This is a genomic window from Pseudofrankia saprophytica (assembly GCF_000235425.2).
GTDB classification, from domain to species: Bacteria; Actinomycetota; Actinomycetes; order Frankiales; family Frankiaceae; genus Pseudofrankia; species Pseudofrankia saprophytica.
In genome coordinates this window covers 6,993,176-7,012,045 of record NZ_KI912266.1, presented here as the reverse complement: position 1 = coordinate 7,012,045, position 18,870 = coordinate 6,993,176, and the positions used below count along the sequence as shown (strand labels likewise).

The following is an 18,870-nucleotide window of genomic DNA, read 5'->3' as shown; positions in this document are numbered from 1 at the left end:
GGCGTACCCGGGACCGGCGCGCGCCGGGCCCCGGCCGCCCGCCCGGCGGGATCGAGCGGCGCCGCGGCGGCGACCGTCGTCGCCGCACCCGGGGCGGGTTCTCCGTCCGCAGCTGGTCGGGGCCGGACACCGTCGACCTCGACGACAGCCAGTGGCCGCAGAACGCCGCTCGCGCCCTGCTGGAGCTCAGCCTGCTCGCCGCCGACCTGCCCTCCGACACCGACGACGACACGGCGCTGTTGGTACTGACCACGCAGGCCGCAGGCCCGCCGCTGCTGGAGCTGGCGCTGCCGCCGGTGGCCGCGTCCGCCGCGCAGGCGAGGACGGCGGTGCGCGCGGTGGTGGGGGCACGCGCCCTGGGCCGGGCGGACGACGCCGCCCTGCTGGTCAGCGAGATCTGCACCAACGCGATCAAGCACGCGCGCAGCGAGCTGACGCTTCGGGTGTGGGCGGAGCCGGCTCGGCTACGGATCAGCGTCGAGGACCGGGAGGGCGCGACACTGCCAAAGCCTGGCCGGGCGGCCCGCGGCGACCCGGAGGCAGAGTCCGGGTGGGGCCTGCTGCTCGTCGAGGCCCTCGCCGACGCCTGGGGCGTCCAGACGACCCCCGGCGGCAAACGGGTCTGGTTCGACCTCGACCTGCTCCGCCAGGCCCCTCCCGACGACGCGCCAACCTTCGGCCGTCCGCCGGCCTAGGGTCGGCGGCGTGCCCCCGAGACTGTGATGATCTTGAATTGGTAACGTTCAAGCCAGACGTGACTGTCCGGCGCGGAGGCGTGCCTCGCGGAGGCTCAGCCCCGGAGCGAAGCGAACGGGGCTGGGCCGCAGCGAGGTCGCCGGAGCGCCCGTGAGCGGAGGAGGACACGGCGCGGAGGTCCCTTCCTGCAGCGAAGCAAGGGAAGGGGCCGTAGCGCCGTGCCCGCACGGAGCGAACCGGAGACTAAGCGGTCGCCGCCTCGCCGAGTTCGGTGCTGAGGTACTGGGACCAGCGGGGATCCATGCGACGACTGCCCAGAATGCGCCAGGCGGCTCCGCTCGGCGCGCGCGGCGCCGTGCGGAGCCGCCAGCCGAGATCAGCGACGGCGCGGTCCGCTTTAACATGATTGCAGCGGCCGCAGGCCGCCACCACGTTCTCCCAGACATGCGGGCCCCCACGGGACCGAGGGATGACATGGTCGAGCGACGTCGCCGGCGCGCCGCAGTACACGCACCGGTGATGGTCGCGAGCGAGCACGCCCTTGCGAGTCAGCGGGACCTGCGAGCGATAGGGAACCCGCACGAACCGCGCTAACCGGACGACGGCGGGAACCTCGACGGACGCTGATGCGGAGTGCAGCACCAGCCCACCGGACTCGACCACCACCGCCTTGTCCGTCAGGACGAGGATGAGTGCCCTACGTTGGGACACCACGCACAGGGGCTCGTACGTGGCATTGAGAACCAGCGCCTCTGCCACGCGCGGACCTCCTGCCGAAGTCGAGGCGGGCGCCCACCCGGGAGCCCGTTCTAACCAGCGTCTCCGGTGACAATGGATAGTCAACCGTGTTCCGGCGCGGAACGCGAGCGTGTTTGCATGGTCATCTGGTCGGTGAAAGTGGCGATGGGCATATCTGGTCGTCTTTGTCACGCCACGGTATCGGTGAGATGACCGCGCTGTCGCGCTGCGTGCCGCCCCGTTGGCCCCGCGCGCTCCCCCTCCGTGGGCGCGTCGTGGGCATGCCGCGACCCGGGCCGGGTGACGGGTACCGATCAGTCGGGTGTGTGCGGCACCCCGTAAGGTGCTGGCCGTGGGCCTGTGACGGGCACGGACGTGCCGTCCCGGCTGGGCCCGTCCGAACCCGGCGGCGCCGCCGCGCGCAGGCAGCCCAGGCGTGCCTCGGCGCGCGCCCGGCGATACCGGCGACCCGGTGGTCCGGCGACGCGGTGAGCGGCTCGCCGCCGCCAGCCGGCGTGCGCCCCGCCCGAGGAGTCGACCGACCGAGGATCTGACCATCCGAGGAGGAGGACCAGGCCGTGCCCCTGCCCCTGACACTTGCCGCCGGCGCGACGCCGACACCGTCGCTGTCGACGTCCCCCACGCCAAGCCCCGGCCTGCCTGACGTCAGCCTGGACGGGGTCAAGGCCGCGCTCATGGACGCCTGTGGCAATCCGCCCGGCTTCCTGTGCCGGACCGTCTACGACTCGACGCACAGCGACTATCTCGCCTCCGGCGCCCAGGTCTTCCTCGGCACACCGGTGACGATCATCCTGATCCTGCTGGTCGCGACCATCATTCGATCGCTGCTGCACCGGCTGATCAAACGGACCACGCGGCATATGGCGTCGGTGACCGGGAACGGCGGGCTGCTGCGCGGCAGCCTGTTCGGCGACAGCGCGATCCTGCTGGAACGGCGCCGTCAGCGCGCGGAGACGGTCGGTTCGCTGCTACGCAGCGTCGTGTCGATCGTGATCTACGGGATCGCGTTCATCCTGGTTCTGGGCGAGCTCGGCATCAACCTCGCGCCGATCGTCGCCAGCGCGGGCGTACTCGGAATCGCTGTCGGTTTCGGCGCACAGAACCTGGTCAAAGACTTCCTTTCCGGAATTTTCATGTTGCTGGAGGACCAGTACGGGGTCGGCGATGTCGTCGACGTCGGCGGCACCATCTCCGGCACCGTCGAGGCGGTCACCTTCCGGATGACGCGGCTGCGCGACGTCGAGGGAACCGTCTGGTACGTCCGCAACGGCGAGATCACCAGAATCGGTAACAAGAGCCAGCAATGGGCGCGCACCGTGCTCGACGTGCCGCTGGATTACGACACCGACGTCGCCCGCGCCAAGGACGTCCTGCTGGAGACCACCCACACGATGTGGCGTGACGACCAGTGGGCCGCGCTCATCATCGAGGAGCCCGAGGTCTGGGGCATGGAGTCGATGACGGCGGACGGCTACACGCTGCGCGTCGCCGTCAAGACCCTGCCGCTCAAGCAGTGGGACGTCGCCCGCGAGCTGCGCGAGCGCCTGCGCCTCGCCCTTGTCGGAGCCGGCATCAACCTGGGCGCCGTACAGCGCAGCCTCGTCATGGTCGATGACGACGACGACGAGCCGTCGCCCGAGGAGGGCGACGACGAGGAGGAACCCGGCGCGCCGCCGCAGTTCGGTGAGGACGAGATCCCCCGCATCGACCCACCGGCCCAGCCCGGCCCGGTGCCGTCCCAGGGCCCGGGCGCCGGGCGCGGCGGCTCCGCGACCTGAGCCGTCCGCCTGGCCCGCGCCGGACTGGCGTCTCCACGGTGGTACGGGGACTGGCGTCCCCACAGCGGCGCGGGCCGACGGAGGCGCCCTTCGCCTCCTGGCGCCTGCCCGGGATCCCCTGCCTCGCCCGGCATCCGGTGACGTCCCGGCGGATGGCGCGGCCGGCCGGCGCCGCCTGAAGGGATGCTGAACGGGGAGCGAGATATCCCTGAGCCCTTTGTCGGGACAGCCCCGAGAGGCGTCGGCCGGAGCAGACTGGGCACGTGCGGGTACTGGTTGTGGATGATGACGCGGCGGTTCGGCAGTCCCTGGAACGGTCGCTCCGGTTCGAGGGGTACGAGGTCGCCACGGCGGCCGACGGCGTCGCGGCGCTGGAGCTGATCGCCAGGGAACGGCCGGACATCGCCATCCTGGACGTGATGATGCCGCGGATGGACGGGCTGGAGTCCTGCCGGCAGCTGCGCGCCCGCGGGGATGACCTACCCGTGCTCATGCTCACGGCCCGTGACGGGCTCGCCGACCGGGTCAGCGGCCTGGACGTCGGGGCGGATGACTACCTCGTCAAGCCGTTCGCGCTGGAGGAGCTGTTCGCCCGGCTGCGGGCGCTCGCTCGCCGCTCGGCGCTCACGGCCCGCACCGGCGCCAGGGCAGGCTCCGCCGCGGCGGCCGGCACGGGCGTGCTCAGCTACGGCGGCGTGGCGCTCGACCCGAGCAGCAGGCAGGTCGTCCGGGCCGGCCGGGAGCTGACGCTCACCAAGACCGAGTTCGAGCTGCTGGAGCTCTTCCTCACCCACCCGCGCCAGGTGCTGTCCCGTTCCATGATCATGGAACGGGTCTGGGGGTACGACTTCGGCCCGTCGTCGAACTCGCTGGAGGTGTTCGTGAGCTACCTGCGGCGCAAGCTGGAGGCGGCCGGCGAGCCCCGGCTGCTGCACACCGTCCGCGGCGTCGGCTATGTGCTGCGTGAGCAGTCGCCGACCCCGGCACCCTCATGACCGACCCGTTCGATCTCCTCGCCGACAGGCACACCATCCGCCCGGCCGATGCCTCCACCGGCGGTGGCCACGCGGGAGCCCGGGTCGGGTCCACCGTCATCGCGCCGCGCCAGCGGCGCCGGAGGTGGTTCTCCCGGCTCGCGTTGCGCAACCGGATGGCGATGCTCGTCGGCGCCGCCGTGCTGGCCGGGATCGCGGTGGTCGCTGGCGTCGCGCTCGGCGCGACCAACGTCGTCCTGCGCAACTCGATCGACGATCAGCTACGCCAGCAGGTCAACGTCGCGGGCGACAACATCAAGCTCTGGTACGTCGAGGGGCCCGATCCCAACAGCCTCGAGGACGACCGCATCCAGATCTACGCGAACCCGCTCGGCCTGCGCATGCAGGTGTTCTGGCCGAACGGCACCATCCTCGGGCCGTCCAACCCCACCGACTACGTCCAGCTGCCGGTGGACGGCGCCGACATCGCTGTCTCGCAGGCGCAGGACGACCAGCTCCGGCTGCGGACGGTGAAGGTCGACGGCAACGAGTACCGCGTCGCCACCGTCGCCCTGCGGATAACGTCGAAGAACTTCGCCAACAGCCCCTTCCCTTCCGACTACCAGATGACGCCGAACAGGCTCGGCCTTCAGCTAGCCCGCCCGATGTCGGATGTGACCAGCACACTGGGCGAGCTCGGTCTGGTGATGCTGGTCGTGGGCATCGTCGGCGTGGGCGGTTCGACGGTCGCCGGTCTGCTCGTGGCACGCGCGGCCCTGCGGCCGGTCGACGCCACGGCCGCCGCGGCCGAGCATGTGGCCCGCACCCAGGACCTGTCCGCGCTCATCCCGGTGACCGGCACCGACGAGATCGCCCGGCTCGCCGGAAGCCTGAACAGCATGCTGCGCGCCCTCGCGGCCTCCAAGGCACGGCAGCGCCAGCTGGTCGACGACGCCAGTCACGAGCTGCGCACCCCGCTGACCAGCCTGCGTACCAACATCGAGCTGCTCATCCGCTCCGAGGCGAACCCGCACCGCGCGCTGCCCGCGGCCGACCGGGCGGACCTGCTGCGCGACGTCGACGGCCAGACGCGCGAGCTGACCGGCCTGGTGAGCGAGCTCGTCGAGCTCGCGCGCGACGAGGCGCCGGTGGAGGAGGTCGAGCGGCTCGACCTGGCCGAGGTGGTGGCCGCGGCCGTCGCGCGGGCACGGCGGCGCGCGGCCCCGAAGGGCATCGTGATCGAGGTGGCGTCGGCTGCGTCCTGGGTGGACGGGCGGCCGAACATGCTGGAGCGGGCGGTCACGAACCTGCTCGACAACGCGGTGAAGTTCTCCCCGGCGGACTCGACCGTGCGCGTCGAGACCGCCGCCGGCGAGGTGATCGTCAGCGACGAGGGGCCCGGCATCTCCTCGGAGGACCGCCCGCACGTCTTCGAGCGCTTCTACCGGTCGACCGACGCCCGCAGCCTGCCCGGGTCCGGGCTGGGCCTGGCGATCGTCGCCGACGCGGTGCACACCCACGGCGGCACGGTCACAGCGGGCGAGGCCCCGGGCGGCGGCGCCCGCATGCGGATGTGGCTGCCCCTCGCCGCGCCGCCGGAGACGCAGCCGGGACCACTCTGGGACGGGCCGCGGGCTCAGCCGGGGGAGCCCTGGGCGGCACCGGAGCCCGATCTCCTGCCCGAGCGACCACCGGAGACGCCGAGCCCCGTGGCGCCGAGCCCCGTGGCGCCGAGCCCTGGGGCGCCCAATCCCGTGTCGCCGAGCCCGGCGAGCCCGCGGGCGCGCGACACGCCGGGCCGGCCGGATCCTCGCGACCCTGACGACGAGGCCGTCCGCCGCGCCTATCTCGGTTTCACCGCCGCCGGTCGCCCCGACCCGCACAGCCCCGGCGGGGGCGCCGACGCCGAGCCTTAGGCTGCTCGTCATGGATCTTGTCGACCCCGCGCTCGCCGCGCTCGCCGGGGCCTACGGTGTCGCGACCGGCTACCTGGACGCCCACGACCAGCCGGTCGCCGTCTCGGCCACGGCGGTGCGCCGCGTGCTGGAGCTGATGGGCGTCGACACCGCCGACCCGGCGGCGGCGCTCGCCGACGTTCAGGCCGCCCCGTGGCGGCTGCTCTCGCCAGCGAGCGTGGTCGTGAAGGCCTCGGCGCCGCGGCCCGTCATCCTGCGCCTGCCCGCGCGACTCGCGGCGACCGCGACGGGCCCGTCGTCGGTGGCCGCCGCCGCGGCCACCGACGGCGCCGTCGGCTGCGAGCTCGAGCTGGGTGACGGCGGCGGGCGGGTGGCGGTACCGCTCGGCCCGGTGGGGGAGCGGCGGGAGGTCGACGGCGAGGAGCTCGCCGCGGTGCCGGCGCTACTGCCCGCCGGGCTGCCGCTGGGCGACCATGTCCTGCGGGTGCGCGCGGGCGGGCGGGAGAGCCGCACCCAGGTCGTCGCCGTGCCCGACCGGGTGCCCGAGCCCAGGGATGACGGGCCCACGGGTTCGGGATCGGGGCGGATGTGGGGCTGGATGGCGCAGCTCTACGCGCTGCGCTCGGCCGGCTCGTGGGGGATCGGTGACTACGCCGATCTCGCCGAGCTCGCCGCCTGGTCGGGCTCGCCAGCCGGCGGGCGGGCGGACGTCCTGCTCGTCAACCCGCTGCACGCGGCCGCGCCCACCATGCCCGTCCAGTCGTCGCCCTACTACCCGACGAGCCGGCGCTTCCTGTCCCCGCTCTACCTGCGCCCGGAGCACACCCCCGAGTACGCCGCCGCCAGCGAGGCGACCCGGGCCGCCGTCGACGGCTACGCCGCCGCGGCGCGCAAGGCGCAGGCCGGCGACGGCGCCGTACCGCCCGCGCGGGCGCGCGGGAGCAACGCGGCCACTCCAGCGCTGGCGGCGGACGGCGACGACGAGTTCGGCCCCCTGATCGACCGGGACGCCGTCTGGGAGGCCAAGCGGGCAGCGCTCGAGCTGCTGTTCGCCGTCCCCGGCCCCGTCCCCGCCTCGCCGTCCGCCACCGCCACCGCCACCAGTGGCGGGGGCGAGGCCGCGGATGACGAGCTGTCCCAGTTCGCGACCTGGTGCGCGCTCGCCGAGCGGTACGGCCCCGACTGGCGGGCCTGGCCCGCCGGGCTGCGCGACCATGACCCCGCCGCCGTCGCCGCGGCCCAGCGCGATCTCGCCGACCGGGTCGCGTTCCACCGCTGGCTGCAGGACCGCTGCGAGCGGCAGGTGGCGGCGGCGCAGGCCGCCGCCCGGGACGCCGGGATGCGGGTCGGCGTCGTCCACGACCTGGCCGTCGGCGTGGACCGCGCCGGCGCCGACACCTGGGCCGGCCGGGACGCCTACGCGGCGGGCGCGAGCATCGGCGCCCCGCCGGACACGTTCAACCAGCAGGGCCAGGACTGGGGCCTGCCGCCATGGCGACCGGACCGGCTCGCCGCGTCCGGCTACGCGCCGTTGCGCCAGATGGTCGCCGCGGTCCTCGCCCGCGGCGGCGGGCTGCGCGTCGACCACATCCTGGGACTGTTCCGGCTGTGGTGGATCCCGGCCGGTGCGGGCGCCGCGAACGGCACGTTCGTCCGCTACGACGCCGAGGCCATGCTCGGCGTGATCGCGCTGGAGGCGGCGCGGGCCGGCGCGGTGATCGTCGGCGAGGACCTGGGCACCGTCGAGCCGACGGTCGTCAGCCGGTTGGCCGACGCCGGCGTGCTCGGGTCGTCGGTGCTGTGGTTCGAGAACGACGCCGACGGCGTCCCGCTCCCGCCGAGCGCCTGGCGGGAGCACACGATGGCCAGCGTCACCACCCACGACCTGCCGACCGCCGCCGGCTTCCTGCTGGGCGAGCACGTCAGGGCCCGCGCCGACCGGGGCCTGCTCGCCCGGCCGCTGGCGGACGAGACGGCCGACTGGCGCGCCGCCCGCGACGGCCTGCTGACCCACCTGCGCGCCCACGGCCTGCTCACCGAGGACCCGGCCGCGGCCCAGGCCGCCGCCGAGGAGCGGGCTGACACCGAGGACCCGGCCGCCGCCGAGAAGTCGGCCACGGGCGGCGACGAGCTGGACCCGGCCCTCGTCCGGGCCGCCGTGCTCGGGATGCACCGGCTGCTGGTCGCCACGCCGGCGCGGATCATCCTCGCCGCCCCCGGCGACGCCGTCGGCGACCGCCACCAGCCCAACCTGCCCGGCACGGTCGACAGCTACCCGAACTGGCGCCTACCGCTTCGTGACGGCCGCGGCGTCGCCATCACCCTCGAGGACCTGATGGTCGACCCCAGGGTCGCCCGCCTCGTCGAGATCCTGTCCGAGGTGTCCACCGCCGATCCGCCGGCCGCCACCTGAACCCCGCGCCGGTGGGCCGTCGGGCCCGCCGGCGGAAGGCCCCGGTCCGGGGCGCCGATGGAGCTCTGGTTTTGGGCTGACGGGGCGGATGCTCAACGGTCTACGTCCGGTAGAACACGGGGGGACCATGCGGCTCTCGCAAGAGAACCGATGCCGGTAGTCTTCGGAACCGTGACTCGCCGTCCTGTGCGCCGCGGGGCGCGTCGTGCGCTGACGCTCGCCGCGTTGACCGCTCTGACCGTTCCGCTCCTCTCCACGGCCGCCTTCGCGGACGGGGGGAGAATCGGCACGCACTACAGCCCGGATCCGCTCTCCCCACTGTCGTCCTGGCTGATCTACGGCGGCACGATCGTCGGCGGCTTCCTGGTCGCCCTGATCATCACCGCGCTGTCCGGCGGCAAGAGTTCGGACCGCTACCGGCCCGGGCAGCCCTGGGACCACCGCGAGGTCTGGCTCGGCGGCGAGGGAGCGGCCCCGGACGCCGAGCCCACGGCGCAGAAGTCCGCGGACACGGCGGCGCCGGGCTCCGGCGGAGCCAGTGGCAGCTGGTGAGGCGTTCCGCCAGGACCAGCTTGACCGGCTGAACCACGCGCGGCTTCTAGCCGAGCGGCAGACCGGTATCGGTTTTCATGTCCGCGTCGGCGCGGTCTCCGGTGATCCGAAGGCCGCCGCTGACCGGATCCTCGGCGAGATCGCGGACGGCCAGCCCGCCGCCGTGCTCATTCTCGTCTCGCCGGGGCAGCGGTTCGTCCGGATCGCCACCACCCCGGCCGCCCGCCGCCGGATCCCCGACGTGGCCGCCTCGCTCGCCACGCTGGCGATGACGTCCAGCTTCGCCGTCGGCGACCTGGTCGGCGGCCTGGTCTCGGGGCTCCGTCAGCTCGCGGACGCGGCCGGACCGCCGTCCGAATCCCCTCGGCCCGGCGTGTCTCGGCCAGGCGCGGTTCAGCCCGGCCTGGCATAGCGAGGCGGACGGCCCGGGCGGCACCCGTCGAGCAGGGCCCGGGCCTCGCGCTTACCTGATCTTCGGATGTGACGTCGCACCACGGCGTCCACCGATGCGCCCTGGACCCTTGCGGCCCATCTGAGTTCGATATATGAACTCAGATGGTCGTCCGAGGCTCGGACGGCGGCGAGGAGGTTTCTGACGGTGGACGACGCGTTGCGGACGGCGCCCCCGGCGGCCGAGCGGGGGCCGGTGTCGGTCCCCGCGGCGCGGACGGCGACCGGTGCCGCGCCTCCCGCGGCCGCCGAGCCCGGGGTGAGACGGCGGGCACGGGTGGTGCTGGGCGTGGTGTCCGCGGCGGTGTTCATGTCCAATCTGGACCTGTTCATCGTCAACATCGCCTTCCCGGACATTCACCGGGACCTCGGTGGCGGGCTGTCGACGCTGTCCTGGGTGCTCAACGGCTACGCGATCGCCTTCGCGGCGCTGCTGGTGCCCGCCGGGCGGCTGGCCGACCGGTATGGGCACCGGGGCGGCTTCCTGCTGGGGACGGCGCTGTTCACCGCGGCGAGCGCGCTGTGCGCGGCGAGCCCGGGAATCGTGACGCTGGTCGTCGGCCGGGTCGCGCAGGCGGCGGGCGCGGCGCTGCTGCTGCCGACGAGCCTGGCTCTGCTGCTCGCGGCCACCCCGCCCGCGCGGCGGGCCGCCGCGGTGCGTGGCTGGGCGGCGGTCGGCGGGCTCGCCGCCGCGCTCGGCCCGGTCGCCGGCGGCCTGCTCGTCGAGGCCGACTGGCGGTGGGTGTTCCTGGTGAACCTGCCGGTCGGCATCGCGACCCTCGTGCTCGGCGCGCGGGTGCTGCCGCGGCGGAGGGAGGACAACCCCGGGCCGCTGCCGGATCTCGTCGGCGTGCTCGCGCTGACCGCCGGCATCGGCCTGCTCGCTCTCGGCCTGGTGGAGTCGTCCGACTGGGGCTGGGGGTCGGCGGCGGTCATCGGCAGCCTCGCGGGCGCCGCCCTGCTGCTGGCCGGGTTCGTGGCGCGGTCCGCCCGCCACCCGGCGCCGGTGGTGGAGCTCTCCGTGCTGCGCTCGCCGGGGTTCTCGCCGGCGATCGGCGCGCTGTTCCTGTTCAGCGTCGCGTTCGCGGCGATGCTGCTGTCGCTGGTGACCTACATGGACAGTGCCTGGGGCTGGTCGGCGCTGAAGATCGGCCTCGCGGTCACCCCCGGGCCGGCGATGGTGCCGCCGGTGGCGCTGCTGCTGGCGGGCCGGCTGGTCGCCCGGTTCGGCCTCGGGCGGGTCGCGGGCACCGGCGCCCTGATCTACGCCGTAGGAGCGGCCTGGTGGGCCTTGCGGGTAGGACTGCACACGCACTACGCGGCGGGAATCCTGCCCGGCATGCTGCTGACCGGGGTCGGCGTGGGGCTGGTGCTGCCGACGCTGACCGCCGGCGCGACCACGGTCCTGCCAGCCGACCGGTTCGCCACCGGCAGCGCGGTGATGAACATGTCCCGCCAGGTCGCGAGCGTCCTCGGCGTGGCCGTCCTCATCGCCGTCGTCGGCGCTCCGGCGCGTCAGCACCTGGTGAGTGCCTTCCACGAGGGCTGGTGGTTCGTCGCCGCCAGCAGCCTGGCGGCCTCGGTGATCGCCTTCGCCGGCCTGCGACCCCGCCGCCCGGCTCCGTCCCTGAGGCCGGAGCCGGGCGGCGGCGGGGCCTAAGCCGACGACGCCGCGGTGTCCTTGGCGCGGGCGGTCAGGGCCCGGACCAGGCCGTCTCGGCCCTCGGCCAGGGCACGGCGCAGCGGGGGCGCCGGGTCCTCGCTCGCCAGGTAGGCGTCCACCCTGTCGACCGTTGCCTGCTCGATGACCCCGTCGGGGAAGAGTACCTGGGTGATCGTCTGCGCGGTGTCGAAGCTGCGCGTCTTCCAGATCTCGGCGATCTCGGCGAAGTAGCGGTCCACGTAGGGCTTCGTCAGCTCCCGCTGGCTGGAGATCCAGAAGCCGCCCAGCGTCGCCACCAGGAGATGGTTGGACAGCGTGTCGGACTCCATGACCGCCGCCCACGCCGCGGCCTTCGCTTCCGCGGTCGGTCGGGCGCTGCGTGCCGTGGCCGCGCGCTTCTCACCCGCCGCCGTGGCGTCGCGGGCCAGCTCGGCGTCGATCTCGGCGTCGCCGTAGACGCCGCGGGCGACCAGCTGGGTCAGCAGCGTCCAGCGCAGCTCGGTGTCCAGCGCGAGGCCCTCGATCGTGTCGCGGCCCTCGAAGATCGCCCGGATCTTCTCGACCTGGTCGGGGTCCTCGGCCTGGGCGAACGTCGTCGTGAACACCAGCTGCAGGTCGCTGCCGGGGCCCGCCGCCCGCATCAGCTCCTCGGCCCGCGCGCACAGCGCCCGCAGCGCCGCCGACCGGTTCGCCGGGTCGCCGTAGCTGTCGAGCGTGAGCGCGGCCCGCGCGAGCAGCGTCTGCACCACGCCGATGTCGTCCTCGGCATCGACGCCGGACAGCACCAGCTGGACGTAGTCGCGGGCGGCGAGCTCCGCGTCGCGGGTCATGTCCCATGCCGCCGCCCAGCACAGCGTGCGTGGCAGTGACGCCCGCACCTTCCCGATGTCGCTGACCAGCGTCCGCAACGAGTGGTCGTCGAGACGGATCTTGGCGAACGTCAGGTCGTCGTCGTTGAGCAGCAGCAGCTCGGGGCGGCGGGCTCCGACCAGCTTCGTCACCTCGGTGAGCTCGCCGACGACGTCGAGCTCGACCCGCTCGCGGCGGACCAGGTCACCCTGCTCGTCCCGGTCGTAGAGGCCGATCGCGACGCGGTGCGGCCGCAGCGTCTGGGACGCGGTCGGCGGCGAGGACGCCGGCTCCTGGACGACGTCGAACGCGGTGAACAGCCCCGACGAGTCGGTCTCGAACCGCGGCCGCAGCGTGTTGACGCCGGTGGTCTCGAGCCAGTCGCGCGACCAGGCGGTGAGCTTGCGCCCGCTGGACTTCTCCAGCTCGTCGAGCAGGTCGCGCAGCTCCGTGTTGCTGTACTCGTAGGCGCGGAAGTAGCTGCGCAGGCCGGCGAGGAACTCCTCCTGGCCGACCCAGGCGACCAGCTGCTTGAGCACCGAGGCGCCCTTGGCGTAGGTGATGCCGTCGAAGTTCGTGCGCACCGCGTCCATGTCGACGGCGTCCGCGACGATCGGGTGCGTGGACGACAGCTGGTCCTGCCGGTACGCCCAGGCCTTCTCGGCGTTCGCGAAGGTCGTCCAGCCGTTGGTGAACCGGGTGGAGTCGACCTGCGCGAGCACCGACATGTAGGTCGCGAACGACTCGTTCAGCCACAGGTCGTCCCACCAGCGCATGGTCACCAGGTCGCCGAACCACATGTGCGCCATCTCGTGCAGGATCGTCTCGGCGCGCCGCTCCCGGCGCGCCTCGGTCACCTTGGCGCGGAAGACGTAGTCCTCCAGGAACGTCACGCAGCCGGCGTTCTCCATCGCGCCGGCGTTGAACTCCGGCACGAACAGCTGGTCGTACTTACCGAACGGGTACCGGTAGTCGAACACCCGGTGGTAGAAGTCGAAGCCCTGCCGGGTGATCTCGAACAGCTCCGCCGGGTCGAGGAACTCGGCCAGCGAGCGCCGGCAGTACAGCCCGAGGTCGATGCCGTCGTGGTGGTCGCGGACCTCGTGATACGGGCCGGCGACCAGCGCGGTGATGTAGGTCGACATCACCACGGTCGGCAGGAACCGGGTCACGCGCACGCCGATCGCGGCCTCGGCGACCGCCGCGACCGGGCTGTTCGAGATGATCTTCCAGTCGGCCGGGGCGGTGACGCTCAGCGTGAAGGCCGCCTTCAGGTCGGGCTGGTCGAAGCAGGCGTACATCCGGTGGGCGTCATACGTCTCGAACTGGGTGTAGAGGTACACCGCCTCGTCGACCGGGTCGACGAACCGGTGCAGGCCCTCACCCGTGCGCGAGTAGGCGCAGTCGGCGACGACGGCGAGCCTGTTCGACTCGGCGAGGTTCGCCAGCGTGATCCGCTCGCCGTCGAACACCTCGGCGGGGTCCAGCGCGACGCCGTTGAGCGCGATCTCGCGGACCGCCGGCGCCGCCAGCTCGATGAAGGTCGTCGCTCCGGGCTCGGTCGCGGTGAACGTGACGACGGTCGTCGACGCGAAGGTCTCGTGACCGGTTGTCAGGTCGAGCTCGACGTCGTAGGAGGAGACGTTCAGCAGCCCGGCGCGTTTGCTTGCTTCGTCACGGGTGAGGTTGTTCGGCACTCGGATCCTCTCTTGGCTCCGGTCGCCTCCGGAGGCGCGAAGAAGAACATTTTCGCGCCTCCTTTGGCCAGATGACTCCGGTTGGCCTCCGGAGGCGCGAAGAAGGACATTTTCGCGCCTCCTTTGGCCAGGTGGCTCCGGTTGGCCTCCGGAGGCGCGGCGGAAGAACCATTCCCGCCAGTCTTCCACGCTGCGTGGGCGACCGGGCCGTGCCCGCGCTCACGGCGTTGCCCGCCGCTGGGCGTGCTGGGTCGAGCTGCCGGCGGCCTGTCAACGATGTGGGACGATTCCGGCGTAGTCTCGGGGCCGCGTGTCCGGCCGGCCGGTTCAGCGGTGCGCTACGCGCTGGTCGCCGACCCTGAGCGCCGGCTATCCGGCACGACGCTCGACCGGACGACCGGACGACCGGAGGAGAGCCCCAGGTGGAACGGGCCGCGCGCGGAGAGCAGTCCGACCCGTCGCCGCCTGGCGGCGACGACACGCCGGACGCGGACGCCCACGGCACGGACGAGGTCGACGACACCGCCGAGGTCGCGGACCCCGCCAACAGCGGCGGCGCCGGGAGCGGCGCCGCGGACGGCGACAGTACTGGGAGCACCGACGAGGTCGGCGACGCGGGCGACGCGGGCGACGTCGACGCCGATGCTGGCGCCGACCGCGCTGATCCGGACGACGGGCCGGGTGACGACGGACCGGGTGACGACGGACCGGGCGCCGGAGCGCCCCCTCGGGGCGGGCGCCTTCGAGCGAACCTGCAGGGGCGGGTCCTGGCGCGCCGGGAGGCCAGAGCCGCCGCCGTCCGCCGGGCCGCCGAGGTGGCCGAGGCCGAGGCGGCGGCGCGCCGGGCCGAGGCCGCCGCGCGGCGGGCCGCGGCGGCCGAGGAGGCCGCCCGGCTCTCGACGCGGGAGCGGGCCGAGCGGGCGGTGCCGCTGGCGTTACGAGTCAGCGCCGGGTGGTCGTGGCGGTTGCTCGTCGTCGGCGCCGCGGTCTACGTCGTGGTGGTCGCGATCGGGCGGGTCCGCACCGTCGTCATCCCGGTCGTCGCCGGCCTGCTGATCAGCGCGCTGATCGTCCCGATCGCGCACCGGCTGCAGCGGATCGGCGTGCCGCGGCTCGCCTCGGCGTTCATCGCGCTGCTGACCTTCTTCATCCTGATCGGCGGCGCGGCGGTCGCCGTCGGCTTCAACGCGGCCAACGAACTGCCGAAGGTCATCGACCAGGTCAGCGCGGGTATCGACCAGGTCCGCGACTACCTGATCAACGGTCCGCTGAACCTGTCGCAGAAGCAGATCGACGACCTGGTCAACAGCATCCAGCATTCGCTCAGCGAGAACCGGGGCAAGGTGCTGTCCGGTGTGATCACAACAGCCTCGGTGCTGTTCGAGGTGCTCACCACCATCCTGGTCACGCTGTTCGCCACCTTCTTCTTCGTCTATGACGGCGCCGGGATCTGGGACTGGATCGTGTCCCGGTTCCCGGCGACCGCCGAGGAGCGGGTCCGCGGCGCGGGGGTGGAGGCGTGGAACACCCTCACCGGCTACATCCGCGGCACCGTGTTCGTCGCGGTCGTCGACTCCATCGGCATCTCGATCGGCTTGGTCGCGGTGGGCACGCCTCTGGTCGCTCCGCTGGCACTCCTGACGTTCTTCGGCGGGTTCATCCCGATCATCGGCGCGACGGCGGCTGGCGTCGCGGCCATCCTGGTCACGCTGGTGGCCAAGGGAGTGGTGCCGGCGATCATCGTGCTCGGCGTGGTGCTGTTCGTCCAACAGGTCGAGGGCCACCTGTTGCAGCCACTGGTGATGCGCCGCGCGGTGCGGCTGCACCCGCTCGCGATCGTGATCGCGCTGTCGGCCGGAGGCGTGCTCGCCGGGATCCCCGGAGCGGTCGTCGCCGTGCCGACCGTGGCTGTGATCAACCGGGTGGCGAGATATCTCGCCACAAGTGGGAAGGCACCGCCCGCGGCGGATGGTTGACGCCGGAGGGGGAACGCGGCGGGCGATGGCCCGTCGGGTGCGCCGTCCGGACAGGAGACAGCACATGACCGCAGGTACAGGCGTCGAAACTGTGTCATCGGTGGCCGAGAGCGGGCCGGCGGTAGTGGCCGACTTCTGGTTCGACCCGAGCTGTCCATGGGCGTTCCTGACGTCCCGGTGGATGCTCGAGGTCCAGAAGGTCCGCTCCGTCGAGGTCCGCTGGCACGTCATGAGCCTGGCGGTGCTCAACGGCGGGCGTGACGACATTCCCGAGCCCTACAAGTCGATGATCCCGCTGATGTGGGGCCCGGTCAGGATCGCCGTGGCCGCGGCCGCCGCGCACGGCGACGAGGTGCTCGGGCCGCTCTACACGGCGCTGGCCCGGCGCCGGCACATCGACAAGGCCGAATGGAGCCGGAGCGTCTTCGAGGCTGCGTTGGCCGAGGTCGGCCTACCGGAGTCGCTCGCCGACGCGGCCGAGTCGACCGAGTACGACGACCGGGTTCGCGAGAGCCACGCCGAGGGCATCGGCCGGGTCGGCATGGATGTCGGCACGCCGGTGGTCGCCGTCGGCGACGTGGCGCTGTTCGGCCCGGTGATGACGCCGGCGCCGACCGGCGAGGCGGCCGGCCGGCTGTGGGACGGCTTCCTGCTCGTCGCGCAGACGCCGGGCTTCTACGAGCTCAAGCGGACCCGCGACGTCGGGCCAACGTTCGACAACCTGACCTTCGACGCGCCGGCGGTGAGCGTGGACGCGACCTTCGGCGGGTTGGTCCGGCAGAACCCGGCCGCCACGCCGGAGCCGATCGAACGGCCGGCGGGCCTCGTCTCCCGCGAGTCCTGACCCGCGAGTCCTGACGCGCGCGGCCGCGGCCGACGGTGGCGTGGCAGTGATCGTCGCGCCATCGCCGGCCCGGCAGGATCTCGGCACTCGGTAGCGTTATTGGGCTCTGGGTGCTCGTGGCCCCGCCGGAGGGGGCATGATGGCTCATCGTGCGTGTCCATCTCGGTTCTGACCATGCCGGCTACCACCTGAAGGCCGCCCTCGGCGAGTGGCTGGCAGAGCTCGGCCACACCCCGATAGACCACGGGCCGACCGACTATGACCCCGACGACGACTACCCCCCGTTCGTCATGGCCGCTGCCGCGGCCGTCGCGGCCGAGCCGGGCAGCCTGGGGATCGTCATCGGCGGCTCCGGCAACGGCGAGGCCATCGCCGCCAACAAGGTGGCGGGGGTGCGCGCCGCCCTCGCCTGGTCCGAGGAGACCGCGCGCCTGGGCCGGCTGCACAACGACGCCAATGTGCTCAGCCTGGGTGCCCGGATGCACGAGGTCACCGAGGCGCTCGCCTTCGCCGAGGTGTTCCTGTCGACCTCGTTCTCCGACGAGGCCCGCCATACCCGCCGCCTGCGGATGCTGACCGCCTACGAGCGCACCGGCGAGCTTCCCCCCGTCCCCTCAGGCGCTCCCGCTCCCCCCGCGGTCTGACCGGAGGCGGGGCCTGGCGGCATGGGCTGGTCCCGTGGCGCGGGTCGGTCCCGTGACGTGGGTCGGTCCCGTGGCGCGGGCTGGCCGCGCCGGATGAGCCAGCCAGGCGACGGCCGCCCGCCGGGCCGGGCGGTCCGCGCCCCGTCGCTCGCCGCCCGGTCGAGACCGGGCCGGTCGGCGCCGGCGCGTCCCCGGAGCCGCTCGGCGATCAGCCTTTCGGCCTGGGCCAGATCCTCCGCGTCCGGGTGGGCGACGTCACGGGCCCGCATCGCCGCGCTCGGGCTGAGTTTGCTGCGCCCCGCGCCGACGAGCCCGCGCAGCGCGCCGTCACCGTCGCGCCAGCCGTCCCGCCTTCGGTCCTGCCCCGGATCGGCCATGTCTCCTCCGTTCGCGCCGTCGCCGGCCGCGCGGCTGGAGACGGGCGGTGGACGGCAGGGAGACCATTCTCCGTCGTGACCGTCGGCGACGTGGGGGGTGTCCGTCCGCAGCCGGTTCACTGAATGATCATTCACTGCCCACTGGTCGCCCACGGCAGAAGCAACGGGGGGCGGCTGGGGGTGAGTGGAGGCGGTCGACCATGCGCGACCGTGACCCCGGGGCGGTGGACGCGAGCGGCGAGATCCGCCGCTGTGCCCTCGGTATGTGCACGTTCTGTGGCATTCCGGTCAGGGACGGTTCGTGTCGGTCGTACCGCACTGTCACGTCAATGTAGACGTCAACGGACGGGCAACGACGCGCCATCGGTCAACTTGTCCAACGAGTTGGTGTCGGACAGGTGAGTAAAGTTCCGGAACGTCGGACTCGTCCCTGGACGATGTTTCTCGGCAAATAGCACGAAGGTACTATTCGCGCGACGGCCGGCAAACGCCAGTCGCACGGGGTCGGCGCAGCGTGGGGTGGGACTTGGACCGGGTGCCCGTGAGCGTCGTGGTTCCGGCATTCAACGAGGCCCGCCGGCTTCCATGGTCGCTCCCTGTCCTCTCGGACGTCCTGCGTCGCCTTCCTGGTGCCGAGCTGATCGTCGTCGACGACGGCAGCACCGACGACACCGCCCGAGTAGCCGCCGAGCTGTTGCGTGACGTGCCGGACAGCCGGGTGATCCGACTCCCGTGGAACAACGGGAAGGGCGCCGCGGTCCGGATCGGGGTGGCCGCCGCCGTCGGCGAGGCCATCGTGTTCATGGACGCCGACCTGGCCTCCGACGTCGCCGACCTGCCGCTGCTGCTGGCGGCGCTGGAGCACGCCGAGGTGGCGCTCGGCTCGCGCCGGCTCGGCCGAAGCGCCGACCGCGTCGCCACCCGCCGCCTGGGCAGCTGGGCGTTCAACCAGCTCACCCGCTCGCTGGTCTCCCTCGACCTCGCCGACACCCAGTGCGGCTTCAAGGCGTTCCGGCACGCCGAGGCGAAGGTTCTCTTCGGCCTGTCGCGGGCGAACGGTTTCGGCTTCGACGTCGAGGTGCTCAGCCTCGCCCGGTCGCTCGGCTACCGGATCGCCGAGATCCCGGTCCGCTGGTCGGAGGAGCCGGGCGGGACCTTCCGGGTCGTGCGGCACACCCCGGCGATGCTGGCCGAGCTCGCGCGGGCACGCCGTCATGCCCAGCGAGCCGTGCCAGCCGGGCCGGCGAAGCCCACCGCGTGGCCGCCGAGCCGAGGTCGCGAC

General features: G+C 73.2%; 14 protein-coding genes. 12 read left to right on the top strand and 2 right to left on the bottom strand.

Features of this window, described 5'->3' with window-relative positions:
* On the top strand, positions 1–695 hold a 695-nt coding region (locus FRCN3DRAFT_RS46940), incomplete at its 5' end, for an ATP-binding protein (protein ID WP_035925369.1).
* Positions 696–939: 244 nt separating this feature from the next.
* On the opposite strand, the gene FRCN3DRAFT_RS0229515 is transcribed toward FRCN3DRAFT_RS46940, so the two are convergent.
* Positions 940–1,455: an HNH endonuclease gene (locus FRCN3DRAFT_RS0229515; protein WP_007519597.1), complete on the bottom strand. Its 516-nt coding sequence runs from the start codon at positions 1,453–1,455 to the stop codon at positions 940–942.
* Between the two features lie 557 nt (positions 1,456–2,012).
* On the opposite strand from FRCN3DRAFT_RS0229515, the gene FRCN3DRAFT_RS0229510 reads away from it, so the two are divergent.
* From FRCN3DRAFT_RS0229510 to FRCN3DRAFT_RS0229480, 7 genes are all read left to right on the top strand, one after another.
* Positions 2,013–3,233, top strand: a complete 1,221-nt coding sequence (locus FRCN3DRAFT_RS0229510) for a mechanosensitive ion channel family protein (RefSeq protein WP_007519599.1) — start codon at positions 2,013–2,015, stop codon at positions 3,231–3,233.
* Between the two features lie 263 nt (positions 3,234–3,496).
* Positions 3,497–4,228, top strand: coding sequence for a response regulator transcription factor (locus tag FRCN3DRAFT_RS0229505; protein WP_007519601.1), 732 nt, complete (start codon positions 3,497–3,499; stop codon positions 4,226–4,228).
* A complete protein-coding gene (locus FRCN3DRAFT_RS0229500) occupies positions 4,225–6,123 on the top strand; it encodes a sensor histidine kinase (RefSeq protein ID WP_007519603.1) in 1,899 nt (632 codons plus the stop codon). The genes FRCN3DRAFT_RS0229505 and FRCN3DRAFT_RS0229500 overlap by 4 nt, the downstream gene beginning before the upstream one ends.
* A 10-nt stretch (positions 6,124–6,133) precedes the next feature.
* Positions 6,134–8,536 carry a 4-alpha-glucanotransferase gene (locus FRCN3DRAFT_RS46935; RefSeq protein WP_007519605.1) on the top strand — a complete coding sequence of 801 codons (2,403 nt, stop codon included), beginning with the start codon at positions 6,134–6,136 and terminating at the stop codon, positions 8,534–8,536.
* 225 nt (positions 8,537–8,761) lie between these two features.
* Entirely contained in the window at positions 8,762–9,088 is a 327-nt protein-coding gene (locus FRCN3DRAFT_RS0229490) for a hypothetical protein (RefSeq protein WP_232794192.1), read from the top strand.
* A complete protein-coding gene (locus FRCN3DRAFT_RS0229485) occupies positions 9,075–9,500 on the top strand; it encodes a DUF5130 family protein (RefSeq protein WP_007519609.1) in 426 nt (141 codons plus the stop codon). Before FRCN3DRAFT_RS0229490 ends, FRCN3DRAFT_RS0229485 begins: the two co-directional genes overlap by 14 nt.
* A gap of 186 nt (positions 9,501–9,686) precedes the next feature.
* A complete protein-coding gene (locus FRCN3DRAFT_RS0229480) occupies positions 9,687–11,198 on the top strand; it encodes an MFS transporter (RefSeq protein WP_007519611.1) in 1,512 nt (503 codons plus the stop codon).
* Here the strand turns inward: FRCN3DRAFT_RS0229480 and pepN are convergent.
* On the bottom strand, positions 11,195–13,747 hold the full coding sequence (gene pepN / locus FRCN3DRAFT_RS0229475; protein WP_007519612.1) for an aminopeptidase N: 2,553 nt from the start codon (positions 13,745–13,747) through the stop codon (positions 11,195–11,197). The two genes, FRCN3DRAFT_RS0229480 and pepN, sit on opposite strands and share 4 nt — an antisense overlap.
* 422 nt (positions 13,748–14,169) lie before the next feature.
* Between pepN and FRCN3DRAFT_RS46930 the strand changes: the two genes are divergently transcribed.
* The 4 genes from FRCN3DRAFT_RS46930 to FRCN3DRAFT_RS46925 form a co-directional block, all read left to right on the top strand.
* Positions 14,170–15,723, top strand: coding sequence for an AI-2E family transporter (locus FRCN3DRAFT_RS46930; RefSeq protein WP_084174287.1), 1,554 nt, complete (start codon positions 14,170–14,172; stop codon positions 15,721–15,723).
* A 64-nt stretch (positions 15,724–15,787) separates the two neighbouring features.
* Positions 15,788–16,567, top strand: a complete 780-nt coding sequence (locus FRCN3DRAFT_RS0229465; RefSeq protein ID WP_007520575.1) for a mycothiol-dependent nitroreductase Rv2466c family protein — start codon at positions 15,788–15,790, stop codon at positions 16,565–16,567.
* A gap of 149 nt (positions 16,568–16,716) precedes the next feature.
* Complete coding sequence (locus FRCN3DRAFT_RS0229460; RefSeq protein WP_007520577.1) at positions 16,717–17,211, top strand: ribose-5-phosphate isomerase; 495 nt, start codon at positions 16,717–16,719, stop codon at positions 17,209–17,211.
* 918 nt (positions 17,212–18,129) lie between these two features.
* Positions 18,130–18,870: glycosyltransferase (locus tag FRCN3DRAFT_RS46925; protein WP_232794191.1), on the top strand; the 741-nt coding region annotated here is incomplete at its 3' end.

Excerpts from the sequence above, each read along its gene's own strand:
- FRCN3DRAFT_RS0229500 (WP_007519603.1), top strand. The coding sequence starts at position 4,225 with ATGACCGACCCGTTCGATCTCCTCGCCGACAGGCACACCATCCGCCCG.
- FRCN3DRAFT_RS46935 (WP_007519605.1), top strand. The coding sequence starts at position 6,134 with ATGGATCTTGTCGACCCCGCGCTCGCCGCGCTCGCCGGGGCCTACGGT.
- FRCN3DRAFT_RS0229465 (WP_007520575.1), top strand. The coding sequence starts at position 15,788 with ATGACCGCAGGTACAGGCGTCGAAACTGTGTCATCGGTGGCCGAGAGC.